Annotated in this window: 9 protein-coding genes; 3 read left to right on the top strand and 6 right to left on the bottom strand. The window is 38.1% G+C overall.

Annotation, left to right across the window (positions count from 1 at the left end):
• Positions 1-48: 48 nt before the first annotated feature.
• From G521_RS0108780 to G521_RS0108770, 3 genes are all read right to left on the bottom strand, one after another.
• The gene (locus G521_RS0108780; protein WP_026898201.1) at positions 49-2,622 is read right to left on the bottom strand and encodes a zinc-dependent metalloprotease; all 2,574 of its coding nucleotides are present in this window, start codon (positions 2,620-2,622) and stop codon (positions 49-51) included.
• 346 nt (positions 2,623-2,968) lie between these two features.
• Entirely contained in the window at positions 2,969-3,349 is a 381-nt protein-coding gene (locus G521_RS0108775) for a GerW family sporulation protein (RefSeq protein ID WP_026898200.1), read from the bottom strand.
• A 25-nt stretch (positions 3,350-3,374) separates the two neighbouring features.
• Positions 3,375-3,725: a hypothetical protein gene (locus G521_RS0108770; protein WP_155975733.1), complete on the bottom strand. Its 351-nt coding sequence runs from the start codon at positions 3,723-3,725 to the stop codon at positions 3,375-3,377.
• Between the two features lie 370 nt (positions 3,726-4,095).
• Between G521_RS0108770 and G521_RS0108765 the strand changes: the two genes are divergently transcribed.
• The 3 genes from G521_RS0108765 to G521_RS0108750 all read left to right on the top strand — a co-directional run bounded on the left by G521_RS0108765 (position 4,096) and on the right by G521_RS0108750 (position 8,540).
• Positions 4,096-7,101: a ligand-binding sensor domain-containing protein gene (locus G521_RS0108765; protein WP_026898198.1), complete on the top strand. Its 3,006-nt coding sequence runs from the start codon at positions 4,096-4,098 to the stop codon at positions 7,099-7,101.
• Positions 7,098-7,730, top strand: coding sequence for a response regulator transcription factor (locus G521_RS0108760; protein ID WP_026898197.1), 633 nt, complete (start codon positions 7,098-7,100; stop codon positions 7,728-7,730). Before G521_RS0108765 ends, G521_RS0108760 begins: the two co-directional genes overlap by 4 nt.
• A 294-nt stretch (positions 7,731-8,024) precedes the next feature.
• On the top strand, positions 8,025-8,540 hold the full coding sequence (locus tag G521_RS0108750) for a hypothetical protein (protein WP_155975731.1): 516 nt from the start codon (positions 8,025-8,027) through the stop codon (positions 8,538-8,540).
• 127 nt (positions 8,541-8,667) lie between these two features.
• Here the strand turns inward: G521_RS0108750 and G521_RS16820 are convergent, their stop codons facing one another.
• The 3 genes from G521_RS16820 to G521_RS0108730 form a co-directional block, all read right to left on the bottom strand.
• Entirely contained in the window at positions 8,668-9,588 is a 921-nt protein-coding gene (locus G521_RS16820; protein ID WP_036678784.1) for an NmrA family NAD(P)-binding protein, read from the bottom strand.
• 79 nt (positions 9,589-9,667) lie between these two features.
• Positions 9,668-12,352 (bottom strand): PAS domain-containing sensor histidine kinase, encoded by a 2,685-nt coding sequence (locus tag G521_RS0108740; protein ID WP_026898195.1) that lies wholly within the window; start codon positions 12,350-12,352, stop codon positions 9,668-9,670.
• A 333-nt stretch (positions 12,353-12,685) separates the two neighbouring features.
• Complete coding sequence (locus G521_RS0108730) at positions 12,686-13,660, bottom strand: PRC-barrel domain-containing protein (RefSeq protein ID WP_026898194.1); 975 nt, start codon at positions 13,658-13,660, stop codon at positions 12,686-12,688.
• Positions 13,661-13,668: the final 8 nt, after the last annotated feature.

The following is a 13,668-nucleotide window of genomic DNA, read 5'->3' as shown; positions in this document are numbered from 1 at the left end:
AAGGCTACCTCTTTTGAGATAGCCTTTACTTGAAACTGATATTAGATTTTATTTTACTGTGAGCGCATTATCAACTAAATAAACAAGGTTGCTTCTGTGTGCTTTGGTTTCTTCATTTGAAGAAAAGCTTGCTGCCATCCGGCTTTTTACATTTTTTAATGCATAGCGTGCGGCCGCTTTCGAAACCTCGTCCGAAGGAGATTTAGAATCCGCAAGCATGGCAAGCTGTTTTACATAAGAGGTTTGTAAATACTGTCGGTAAGTGTTTACATTCCCTTTCATATCTGCATCAAATATTCCTTTACTTAAGTCGCTCATAACATCAGAAAGACTATACTGATTTCCATACATTCTGCTGTTTGTGATACGCTGGGTAGTGGCCGGATGAAGAATATGAAGTAAAGCAGAGCTGCCCAACTGATTGTAAATCATACTTAATTTGGGATCTTCTGTATCTCCCATAAAATTGAACCCGCGGCGCTGACTTTGAAGATAAGGCAACAGATACGCATCTTCTTTAAAAGCATCGGGTGAGAAAACGTTTTTGTTCAGCACCTCAATTGCTCTTTTTTGAGTTGCCAGCGGAACCGGGGTAAAAGGTTTACTAACTGCATTCTGCCCAACAAAACTCCTGTCAACATACACTCCACCAACATAACGGCTTACTGCATTAATCATTCCCATACGCTGTCCGTTAAGGGTGTTGTACCTTGATTTTAGTTCCACGTAACCTCTTCCCTCCTTGCTGTATTTATCTTTTAATTTAGGAATGATGGAATTCACCAGGGCAAACCTTTCCTGAGCATAGCCAATTGCATCGCTGCTCATATCATTTACGTTTACTCTCGGGTCAATAGCTTTACCGGGAGCACGCATATCATCCGCATCATTTCCAAAAACCAGATCTGGTTCGGTGCTGCGGCTTAATATCTTTTTACGGAAATTATCTTCCTCAGACGCTGTAACGGGTTTGTAGCCAAACTCAATAGCCCACAAATCATATGGTCCGGGTTTGCTGGTATAATAATCTCCTTGTTTGCTTCTGTCAAGACTGATATTAATGGCAGGATAATCCATTACACTTCCCATCAAGCCTCTTTTATGAGTAATTTCTGTGTTATTCAGTTCTGATAGTTTTAACATTTGGCTTGATTTCATGTTATGGTTCAGACCAAACGTATGACCCATTTCATGCAACATCAGATAATATAAAAACTGCTTGTGCATTTTTTTGATTTCAATAACCGATGCATCACTTGTTTCAAGCGTAGTTAAACCGGCAGAGTACTGGGCCTTTAATTCATGCGCCAATGTGCAGGTTGCATTATATTTAATTCCCGGAAAAGTAAGTTGTTCGGAAGATGGAGCGCTGAAAAGTTCATCGATAATGGGCGTTGCATTGCCGCTATACCATTCTACAGTAATATCCGATCCAAGTATCTGGCCTGTTTTTGGGTTCACAAAACTTGGGCCGATAGCGCCGTATTGCGGAGTTGCAGATGATACCCATCGGATAACATTGTAGCGGATATCACTTGGATCCCAATCCACCTGATCGGGCATAATTTTCATGATGATGGCATTTTTGAAACCTGCTTTTTCAAAGGCTTCGTTCCATTTTTCTCCGGCTTCCTTTATGGTCTGGCGGAATTCTACAGGGGTGGTATTTTCTATCCACCAAACAATTGGCTCAACAGGTTCACTTAAGGCAGCTGCCGGATCCTTTTTTACCAGATGCCAGCGGTTAATAAAATCCCTGTAATTAACCGCGTCTACACTGGTCAGGTTATTTATTTCCTGAGTAAAATATCCAATTCTTGGATCGTCTAACCGGGGCCTGAAATTATTATCGGGCATGTCAATAAAACTGTGCTGCATCCGAACGCGGATATATCGGGCATCAGTAATATCTTTTCCTCCCCCGTTATAAGGAGCCGGATTGTCATACGCCAGGTCGACCTGAATATCTGTATTATCAGGGAATGATTTTACTTTATGATATTTGGATTTGGATGCATTTAAGGTACCTAGATTAAAAAAAGAAGTTGGCGGAATTCCAATTGGTGCCAGAGGTTTTACCGGATCCATTTTTTCGCTAAGGAAAAGGGCGTCGGCATTGATAAGATAGCCTGATGAATCTGCAACCGAATATTTTTCAGATAATATTACAGATTCTGGCACATCCACCCCGGCAGTTTTGCTAACCGCATTTTCCGGATCATAATAAAAATTGGTATTTATCTGGTGAAATTCAAGCTTATCAAAAGCTTTCACTATTTTAAATACCGCATTTGAACGGTGCATACTCTGATTCAAATACAGGCTGGTCGGCCCGCTTATTGAAAAACTTTGATAAATGAATTCTTTATTCAGCTGATCTTTTCTGATGTATAACTGAACAGAACCTGTAAGCGTATCCTGGTAAATGGTAAGTAATCCATCAGACCGTTTACTCGACTTTACTTTTTCAGCAAGCGTGGCTTCTTTTGCTTTTCCTGCATCCGGAGCTTTCGAAGCAGATGCATTTTGCGCAGAACCTTTCTTAGACCTTTTTTGTGCCGCTGCCTCAAATCCGGAAATACCAAGGGACAGTAAAACAGCAGCAAATAGAATTTTTCTCATATGGTTTAGGTTTAATATTAAATGGCAGTATAATTAGGGTAATTACTTTCTTACTCTAATATATTCTGATTTGATTAAAGTTCCTAATGATCCAATAGTCCGGAAATGACAAATAACAATAAGATGAAAATCTTAAATTTCAGATAGAGGTGACATAGCTTTTCCGGAAGAAGAAGGGGAAAGCCTTCTAAATTTCAAAACAGGCAAAATTGAGAATTAATAATCAGCGAAAATTTTTAAGTGATTAAACAAATTCCCTCCTAAGCCACAGGGAATATTTTCCGCAACAGCGTACAATTCAATTCCTAAGATTTAACCGATGTATTACAAAAGGAACTAAAGAAATTTATACCTTTTCTGTTTCCTTTTTCTTATTATTTCCTAAATATTTCTCAAGCAAGTCAGGTATTTTTTCAAAAGCGGCTCCAAGTCCTTTTGATGAGCGGGTAGGAATAAATTGAATATCATTACCTCTGGATACTAAAAATCCAACCGGACTAATACCCAGCCCTGCTCCCGCTCCGGAACCTATACCTTCTCCAGCGCCTGTATTTTTACCGTTATTTTTCCCTTCTCCTGCTCCACCTCCAAGTCCGAGTCCAAAAGACATTACCGGTACGCACATAAATTCTCCTAATTGAAATTGCTGACCAATAACGGTTTCAGTTTTTGCTTCTGATTTTAGGAACTCGGTCATTTTACCGAGCATGTCATTAAAATTTTCCATGATTTCATTTTTTTGATGAACACATTTATGAAAAGTAATATGCCCGGATCATTCGAGCAAAGTTGTTTTTGACTTCAAGAACAATATCATTTTGATTCATAAAATTCATTTCAATGCTTTTGTTGTTGTATTTGCCTAAGAAATAAAAAGCAGGATATAAAACAGCATTGACGGGCATTTCTCCTGTATCAATTGTCAAATGAAATTTTTTTATTTGAAAGCTCCGGATTAAAGACTTTATCTTCACTCGGGAAACCTTATATCTATCTTTTTTGGAGGAGGCAGGTCTTACTTTCTTCTTTTTTGCAGACAGCAGATCAATTTGCTTTCTCCATGCTGCGATTCTCATATGAACCTTTAAAGAATTTTCATTCATTATTAAACAGGCGCTTGCCAGTTTGTGAAATCTGAGTCTGAATAGCCCACTAATACTGTTTATCTCCAGATATATGGGCGCAAAAAGCAGATAAACAAGCAGCAGCAATATTATAAGAAACAGAATTAACAGTATCATTTAGGCAGCTATTTAAATCTTTACGAAGATGAAACTTTACAAATTCCCCAGGAATGATGATAGTCAACCCCGCTGATGATTTACATCTGAAAATAGCAAAATAGCAGGTTTAAGAAATGGGGCAATTAAAATATCCCCCTTTCGGGGTGATTGTAATTGGAAGTAAAAAATCGTAATTTGTAATGCATATTAAGATCTTTTTCAATAATCAGATCAGGTTAAATCTGGATGAATGAACACTTCAATTCCATTTGTTAAGCCGCGTAAACTCCCTTTTAAATTATTTATTGCGGCGCTGTTCCTTCTTAGCTGCAGTCAGGCTACACTGGCACAGCGGTATAATTTTACGCAATACAACATAGAAGATGGTTTAATACAATCGCAGGTTAGGTATTTTACCCAAAGCCCGAGCCGTCACCTGTGGATTGCTACTCAGGGCGGTGTTTCCCGCTTTGACGGAACCCAGTTTAATTCACTAACACGAACTGAAAATGGCCTGGCAGATATGGCCACCACTGCTCTGATCAGCGATAAAAAAGGGATAATATATATAGGAACCAAAAACGGATTATCTGTGTATGACGGAAAAAAAATTCGCAATTTCAGGCTTGCGGATACAGAAAGTCATTCCTGGATTAAGTGTCTGGTTAAAGATAAAAACGATAGAATCTACGGACTGGTTAACGAACGGATTTTCATTTTTTCGGGAAATAAAATTCAGCTTCTTAAAAATACTGAATTTTCTAATGACAATGTAACAGCGCTGACTACAGATCGCAATGGGTTAATTTATGTAGCTGTTTGGGGTAAAGGAATTTATAGATTAAACAATTCTGCCTGGCAGTTGAAAGTGTCCTTGCCCGAAATGTCGAAACCGGCTATGGTTCGTCAGCTGCAGTTTGATATCCAGCAGCACGATAAACTATGGATTCTGACTGCAGAAAAAATATTAATATCTCAAAAAAATAAACTTGAACAAGTAAGCAACAGCACCTTAAATTCAGCAGGAACTTTTTTGCTTTCATTGGCGCAGGATAACCAATCAAACCTCTGGATTGGAACTTCGATGGGTGCATACTGCATCCGGGCGCAAAGTACAATCTACTTCAATTCGGAAAATGGTTTTACAGATAATGCTGTAAACCAGATATTCAGAGATCAGGAAAACAATCTCTGGTTTGCTACCGAAGGGGCCGGTATATACAAATATAACGGAGATCAAACCATGATTTTGGATAAAGGACAGGGATTATCTAATGAAGTGGTAATGAGTTTTGCAAACGATCCTCAGGGAAACCTGTGGCTCTTGTCTTTTGGTGGTAGTATGGTGAAGCTAAAAGATGGAAAATTGATAAGTATAAACCTACCGGTTCCCGATTCAATTTCATACAGGATCAGTCAGTTGTTTAATGATAAAGATGGTAATATATGGATTGCCACTTTGGGCGCCGGTTTATGGAAATATGATGGCAAGGCATTTAAAAGTTTCCATGATCAGCCGGGTAAAGTACCAAAAGTAATTCGTCATATTATTCAGGACAGATATGGCGGCATTTGGCTGGCCACTCCAACCGGATGCTATATCTTTTATAATGGGAAATTTACTCATGTTAAAGATTTTAATGCAATTGCAGTAGGAGTCCTCGAAATTGGACAGGATTCTGTTTTAGTCAGTTCTGATAAGAGCTTATTCTTAATAATCGGGAAAAATCATCAGATTCAAAAGATTTCTTCTAAAGAAATCAAAGAATCTGTCCCATATTGCATGACTTTCTACAAAGGGCTGGTATTTTTGGGTACCGGAGAAAATGGCATTTGGGTTTGGAATTTAAACAAAAAAACCTTTAAAAATTTAACCCGAAAAGAAGGATTATATTCAAATACCATTTACAGTTTAATAGCAGATAAAACTGGGAACATCTGGGCCGGCACAGGACGAGGTATTAATAAAATAAAGATCAATTCTGCCGGAAATAACTTTGATATTTTGGGGGCCGAATATTCACAGCGAATTATTGTTGAGTGCAATCAAAACGCCATGTTTTTAAACCGGGATAAATTATGGGTGGGAACTACAAAAGGGGCATTGGTATTTGATCTGAAACCCAATAAAGTAATTACTGAAAAGCCGCATATCGTTCTTCAGTCTGTAAAACTTTTCAATTCAGTGATTAAAAATAAGGAGCAATCTTACAGTAGTTTAGACGGATTTTATTTACCGAAAGACTTACAAATAGCGTATCGTAAAAATCATATCAACCTAAATTTTAAAGCAATTTATCTGAGCAATCCTGCCGAAGTTCTCTACCAGTACAGGTTAGTTGGTCTTGATGATATTTTTTCTGTTCCGGGTTCCAATTCAAGCGTAAACTACCAGAGTTTAGCTCCGGGAGATTATGTATTTGAGGCACGTGCGGTAACCCGTTCCGGCCTAATTTCAGACAATATGCTACGCTTTCCCTTTTCCGTTAAGCCCGCATTCTACCAGACTTTACCATTCAGAATTGGTTTTATTTTATTCCTGATTCTTTGCGGCATCGGTTTACAGGCATATTTGCATCGTCTTAAAAACCGAAAACTGCAGTTGATAGAAAATCTAAAACGCGAAGAACGCTTAAAAGCAAGAAGGCAAACCGCAGAAGATTTTCACGATGATCTGGGCAATAAATTAACCAGAATTTCCATACTTACGGATATTTTAAATACCCGGCTTAATGGCGAACATGAGGAAGAAAAGCACCTGATAGGCCAGATTAAAGAAAATGCATCTTCACTTTACCGAGGCACAAAAGATATTCTATGGGCACTGGATCCGAAGAGCGATAATCTCTTTGAAATTTTATCTCACATCTCTGAATTCGGGATGGAGCTTTTCCAGGATACACCTGTGGAATTTAATTTTAAGGGTATTGATGAGCAGTTTTCTAATATTAAATTCCCGATGGAGTACAGTCGGAATATCAGCATGATATTTAAAGAATCGCTGAACAACATTTTACGTCATGCCAATGCTCGGCATGTAAATTTTCAGGTTACTGATCTTGAAAAATCAGTAGAAATCAGCCTTAAAGATGATGGCGTTGGATTTAACCCTCAGCCCACACTCAAAGGCAGCGGTTTAACAAATATTGCTGTCAGGGCCCGGCGAATTGGTGCCCGTCTTACATTAGATTCTTCCATTGGCAAGGGAACAACTATAACCTTATCTATTCTAAAAGATTTAAAACCGGCAGTATGATAACTGAGGATGTAATTCGGGTAGTAATTATTGAGGATGATGAGATCATCAGGAACGGGTACGCCTTTCTAATTGGCAAAGAATCCGGTTTCCGAATAGTAAATACGTATGCCTCTTTTGAGGACGCCGCACTTAATATTAAAGAAGACGACCCCGAAGTTATCCTTCTGGATATTGAACTTCCTGGAACCAACGGTATTGATGCCCTGCCGAAATTGAAGAAAATTGTTCCAACAGCTTTTGTGCTCATTTTAACGGTATATGATTCTGAGAAATTAATTTTTGATGCACTTGCAAGCGGAGCTTCGGGGTATCTCACCAAAAATTCAAGCGCTTCAAAAATAGTAGAATCGATACGCGAAGTTAAAGATGGCGGCGGTCCCATGAGCATTAATATTGCCCGAATGGTGATCAAATCATTTATGCGAAACCAAAATTCACCCTTATCCAAACGCGAAACCCAGGTACTTGAACTGGTAGGGAATGGTAAGAGCCGGAGTCAGATTGCTAAAGAACTGTTCATTGACCTTGAAACCGTTAGAAGCCACATTAAAAATATATACCTCAAGCTGGATGTAAACTCCCGTGCGGATGCCTTAAAAACTGCCCGTCTCAATAAACTGATTTAACAAAAAATCAATTATTTTCAGCTCTCTTTTCTGAAAAAAATTCTTCTTCTCCTCATTTGGTTTGCCAAAAACTTCTGATTCCGTATTCATTTAATAATAGCCTGCAGAAACCTCCTTTTATGCAGGCAACAGGTAATGCTTTTGTTACCCGGCAGAGATTTAATATCCTCAAAATCCCCCTCTAAGGGTGATACACAGCTATTTTAGAGACCGTAACTTTATTTCACAATGCTTGATTTACTGCATCAACAAAACCGGGTAAAGAAGCAATTATTCACCTAAAAATTATAAATCATGAAAACGTTAATCATTTTTCTTATTTGCGGATGCATGTTATCTGCAAATCAGGTGTATTCTCAAAAGCAAAAAAGTAATCTTTTGCCGGTAGTTACCATTACTGCCGAATCTAACATTAGTGAAGATGTTCGTAATGCTTTCTTCGATAAGTTTAAAGATGCTCAGAATATGAAATGGTATAAAATAAATCAGAATTATATTGTCAAATTCATTATGGATGACCAGCTACACCAAGCTTCATTTAAAAAGAATGGTTACATGGTATATCATATTGGCTATGGATTTGAAAAAAATCTTCCTGAAAGTGTGCGTATGCAGGTAAAATCTCAGTATGATGAGTATAAAATCGGCAGTGTGTTTAATGTTAATCAGGATGAAAGAAACATTTGGATTGTTAATCTGGAAAACCCCAAATATTTTATCATTGCCCGGGTAGAGAATGGCGGGATGGAGGAAATATCCCGATTTAAAAATGCTACAGGCATAACCAGTCCGGTGGCAAGTAACAGGTAAAGCCTGTTAAATGATATCAATTTATCAATGGATCAGATTTTATGGCTTAAAAAATCTGATCCATTTTTTTAATAAAATTCTAATTCTCCTAATCCGCTAAAGAATATTTTCACGAATTACTTAAAGATCAGAACCACTTATTTGCTGATTGCAGAAACCTCTTGCTTTGAAAGCATTTGTTTAAACCCGTCCAGTGCATGCCGGGATATCGGTCGTTGTCATAATGACTAATTCTTGCCCGGCCTTCGAACATGTCACGCATGTATTGCATTCCCTGCCAGGCCGGATAAAGCTCTTTTTCTGCAGGGGAAATGGTGCGGGCTACTTTGATAAGTAAGTTCAGCAATCCCAGACCACCGGCCTTGAACAATTTAAAATGATGACCGCTCACTTCGCTCAAGATCACTGCCATTTGCCTGGCACTGATTTGTTCGCCGGCTATTTTCAAAAAACGTGGACTTGAAGAGTCAAGAGCGGCATTTGCAGTAAAAGCAGCCGTATCATCCATGGTAGTGAAATCAATGCTTTGATCGGCATTGCCCCAGTACAAAATCCGTTTATATTTAAAAAGAATCATGGGCATTGGGCCCGTGAGTAAATCCATAAACGGACCGTTAAAAATACTTGTAGCTGCAATGGGCAATTTATCAATGTACTGCTGAAATTCTCTCCTTTCGTCTAAGTTGCGGTTTTGTCCATCCCGAAGATTTGTAAAATCTAAACAATAGTCTGAGGGAATAAAGCGTGGCACACCGGCCAGTACCGCTGCATCCGCTAACACTTTTTGAGTATCTACAATAACATCACGCAAGCCGGCTAAAGCCGAAACTACACAGGATGCACCCTGGCATGCAAGGGCAACTTCCCCGGCATTCAGCAGATTAACTTTAAAAACCTTTACACCTGAATTTTCAAGCATGTTTACTTTTCCGGCATCACTGCTGCTGCGAACAAGCGCCCTAACTTCAGCACCTTTTGAAAGTAATTCCCTTACAATTCTTTCGCCCAGATTTCCGGTTGCGCCTGCAACTACAATTACTTCTCCCATAATTATTCCTTTAAATCAATCTGCGCAGTATTGCTAAACTTTAACTTGCTATCCAAACTAACGATCTAATTCGGGATGTTTAGCATACAAATTCAATTGTAAATTCTGTTCCTTTATTTACTTCGCTTTGAATAGATATTTTCCCGCCAAGGGTTTCAACCTGATTTTTAACCATGAAAAGGCCCATTCCCTTTCCTTCAATATTTAAATGAAACCGTTTATACAGTCCAAAAACCTGGTCGCCAATTTTTTGAAGATCAATGCCCATTCCGTTATCCGTAAAAATTAGCTCAATTTTATTTTCTGACCGGCGGCTTTTAATTGTAATAATTCCCGGAATATGTTTTTGACGGTATTTTATGCTGTTGGATATCAGATTATAAAAAATACTGTATAAATAGCTTTTTAAAGTTATTATGCTCTCAATCTCATTAAAATCAGATTCGATATTTATATTTTCTCTATCAATTAAATTCTTGATACTGATTTTTATTTCATCTACTATTTCAGCAAAAAGTATGTTTTCTTTGGTTTCATTAATCTGATTTCTAACCTGGATGATTTGACTTAGATCTCTAACAACACTGTCCAGTCCGTTAACAGATTGGCGAAGCCCTTCCTTTAGAAAAATTACATCCCGGGGAGAAAGACCAGGATCATTTAACAAGTTTTCTATACCCAGAATGTTTGCTACCGGAGCACGCAGATTATGAGAAACAATATATGTAAACTGCTCCAGATCATTGTTACGAAGAATGAGATCATTTACAATTTTTGCACGCTCTATTTCACTCAGTTTTCTGTCTGTAACATCCTGAAAAATACCAAACAATGATACTGCATTGCCGTTTTTGTCAAATTTATATTTCCATTCATTATATGAATACCGAACACTTCCATCGTTGCGTATGAACCTAAATTCAAAAGTGATATTTTGCAAATTTTTAAAGCCTTCGTCTATACGTTGATAGGCGTATTTCAAGTCTTCTGGATGGCAAAATCCCATAAAATTCTCTTCATTAGCAATGACGTCGGCTTTTTTAATTCCAAATATGTTGTAGATCTCATCAGACCAGGTATGGATGTTATGCGCCAGATCGATTTCCCAATTGCCCACACGAGCTATGGCTTGCGCTTGTTTTAAACTTTCATGTTTAGATGCCAGATTTTGCTCAAACATTTTACGATCGGTAATATCTGTAACCATGGCCAGTGCGCCATTGTAAGTTCCATCTTCGTTAAAAAGAGGTGTTGCAGATACATTTGTCCAGATGGCTTTACCTGATTTCGATATGTACTTGAAATGCCTTTCTTCCGCATGATCCTCTTTTTTCTTCAGCATCAGATTCCTGGCTATCTCTTTTCCCTCCTCATCCAAAAAAGAATAGATTTCTTTTCCAGTAATTTCAGCGGCTGAATATTCTAATATCTCTGCCATTTTTGTATTTACGAACGTAATTTTATCTTTTTCATCGATCAGACATATTCCTTCCTGCGCAGTTTCTACGATCTGCTTGTATTGCTTTTCACTTTCCTCTATTCTTTTTCGTGATAAAACCTGTTCGGTAACATTTATGGCGAAAAAGAAAATGCCATCAATCTGGTCGTCCGCATTGCGATGAGCCTGACAAATGAAATTAAGATAGGTATCAACCAATTTCCCAGAAGCATGCGTATCGAATTGGATAAGCATTTCATTGGCATAAAAGGTTTTGCCGGTGTTATAGACATTATCCAGAAATTCTAAAACTCCCTGTCTTTCCACTTCCGGTAAGGCCTCTTTAACAGACTTGCCAATGATATCCGTTTTACCAACCAATTGCAAATAAAGAGGATTGGCCATTTCATAGATATGATTTGGACCTTTTAAAATTCCCATGCAGGATGGGGATTGAGAATACATATCCAAAAAACGCTGTCTTTCAACATCAAATGCTTTTTCAAGAATTTTTTTCTCTGTTGCATCTTTGGCTATTCCATACAGCAAATTCTCTTTTTCATCCCAGAGCAGCGACCAGTTAAGATTAACCAGGCTTCCATTTTTGTGAATAAATCTGTTTTCTAAAACAATATCAGGTACTACACTTTTAATTTCTTCATCCGCCCGAACACTTCGCTGCATATCGTCCGGAAAAATAAAATCAATATAGTTTCTGCCAATTAATTCATCCGGCTTATAACCTAAAACTTGTTCGGAAGCAGCATTTACGTGAACAAATATTCCTTTTTCATCCCTGGAACAAATCACATCCATTGAAGAATTCATCAGCTTATTCAGATCATTTAATGCTTTCTGCAAAGCAGTAGAAGTAGCTACAAGATTTTCTTCTGCTTTTTTTCTTTCAGAGATATCTCTTATGGTCATAGACGTTTTTTCCAGTCCATGTCTATCTACAAAAATAACAGAAGTAATCTCGGCTTCAAACCGGGTTCCATCTTTCCTTTTACAGGTAATTTCTCCTCTGGCCCTACCGTTAAGAATCCGTTCTTTAAGCAGTGGTGCTAACCTGGGATCTGTGATATCTGCCAGGTCTGCTCGTCCGGCTTTGCAAATTTCATCCAATGTCATTTGAAAAATTTCGCATGCAGCCGCGTTTGCTTCCAGAATCTGACCGTCTTTAACCGTCAGCAGAATGGCATCCATAGAGCTTTCAACTAAAGAACGATATTTAGCTTCATTATCTTTTAATGTCTCTTCCGCATGTTTAGAACTTGCCGGAAGTATGCTTTCAGGATATGCATTGGCAGGATTTGATGTGCTCATATTAATTGTTTAAGACATAATCAGCAAATCAATCCAGAGTTTATTGCTTATTATTTTAAAATATTATTTGATCTGAATTTGTCAGGAAAACTTATCCGTATCTATTCAGGTTTTTAAATCACGATCCATATTACGTAAATTTTGTTTTAGAGGTTCACGACATTACGTTATACGCTATTGTCATGCCACAAAAACCTGATTATCAGATACTGGAAACGAGAAATAGCACATTGCTGATTGAGCATAAATCTATAAAAAAAGGCAGACCTTTCGGACCTGCCCTTTTTCAGAAAAAAATAATATAGAGCCATTAACGGCTTAATGAGCTGTATTTTACTTATTGCTGTGACGTTTAAACACCCTGGAATATCCTGTTTTACCATCAGCAGAATTGACCAACGCATTATGATCATTCCTCATGTTTAAACTTCCATGCTGATCAAGAATATTGGCCACCTCTTCTGCCTGTTCTGAAGAGGGTACATCCACACTTACAACATAATTACGTTCTGTTGCGTCAGAATATCTTTTCACATCATCCTCATTATTAAATAAGGATTTAAAAAAATGGGTTATACCGCTTTCATCCCGATTGTAATGCTCATGGCTCAATTCAGACTGGCGAGTCGAAACCGTAACATCATCCTTATTAAATCCGTGATTAAGCAAATATTCGATCACTGCCTGAGATTGACGGGAATGCTCAAAAACCCCGACAACGGTAAATTCTTTAGTATCTGATGCAGATGCATTAGTACGTTGATGCTCCACAAAGCTACGGGTTTCTCCCCTGTCTAAATTATGCGCAGCTGAATTCGGAAGTTCGGTATGCGATCTTTCCGATGTAACCGGAGAATCCGGATGAACTTCTGCCGATTGACAAGCAGAAGATTTTGATTGAGCCTGCTGCGAATTATCATTATTCATTGCTGATAAAAAAGTACTTCTGGTCAGATCAATGGAATTTCTGGAGAATTTTCCTTTTTCGTAGGAAGGCAGCACTGCAATTTCATTAGGCATCAGGCCTTTATAAATTACATTCTTATATGATTGATGAACCTCGGCATACTCCAAGGGCAATAATACTTTTCTTTCTTTCAGATTAAGCTCATTCTTATCCAGATTAAGAACTATAAAAACAGCCTTTCCGGCATTGGTGTCTAAAATCAGTTCATCAACTTCGCCCAAAATATTACCCGTTTCATTTTTAACCACCCAGTTCCGGATATCAGATTCTCCGTCGGCAATTTCATAATTGCTTTTCCCAAGTTCTTTTAAGTGACTGTAATCATTGTTGTTTGATGACATAATAATAT

The organism is Daejeonella oryzae DSM 19973, from assembly GCF_000422945.1.
GTDB lineage: Bacteria > Bacteroidota > Bacteroidia > Sphingobacteriales > Sphingobacteriaceae > Daejeonella > Daejeonella oryzae.
Note: the sequence above shows the minus strand (reverse complement) of the source record. Positions and strands in the feature narration are given on the sequence as shown.

Coding starts and splice junctions, on each gene's coding strand:
- G521_RS0108730 (WP_026898194.1), bottom strand. CDS start 13,660: ATGTCATCAAACAACAATGATTACAGTCACTTAAAAGAACTTGGGAAA.
- G521_RS0108760 (WP_026898197.1), top strand. CDS start 7,098: ATGATAACTGAGGATGTAATTCGGGTAGTAATTATTGAGGATGATGAG.
- G521_RS0108740 (WP_026898195.1), bottom strand. CDS start 12,352: ATGAGCACATCAAATCCTGCCAATGCATATCCTGAAAGCATACTTCCG.
- G521_RS0108765 (WP_026898198.1), top strand. CDS start 4,096: ATGAACACTTCAATTCCATTTGTTAAGCCGCGTAAACTCCCTTTTAAA.
- G521_RS16820 (WP_036678784.1), bottom strand. CDS start 9,588: ATGGGAGAAGTAATTGTAGTTGCAGGCGCAACCGGAAATCTGGGCGAA.
- G521_RS0108780 (WP_026898201.1), bottom strand. CDS start 2,622: ATGAGAAAAATTCTATTTGCTGCTGTTTTACTGTCCCTTGGTATTTCC.
- G521_RS0108775 (WP_026898200.1), bottom strand. CDS start 3,349: ATGGAAAATTTTAATGACATGCTCGGTAAAATGACCGAGTTCCTAAAA.
- G521_RS0108770 (WP_155975733.1), bottom strand. CDS start 3,725: ATGAATGAAAATTCTTTAAAGGTTCATATGAGAATCGCAGCATGGAGA.
- G521_RS0108750 (WP_155975731.1), top strand. CDS start 8,025: ATGAAAACGTTAATCATTTTTCTTATTTGCGGATGCATGTTATCTGCA.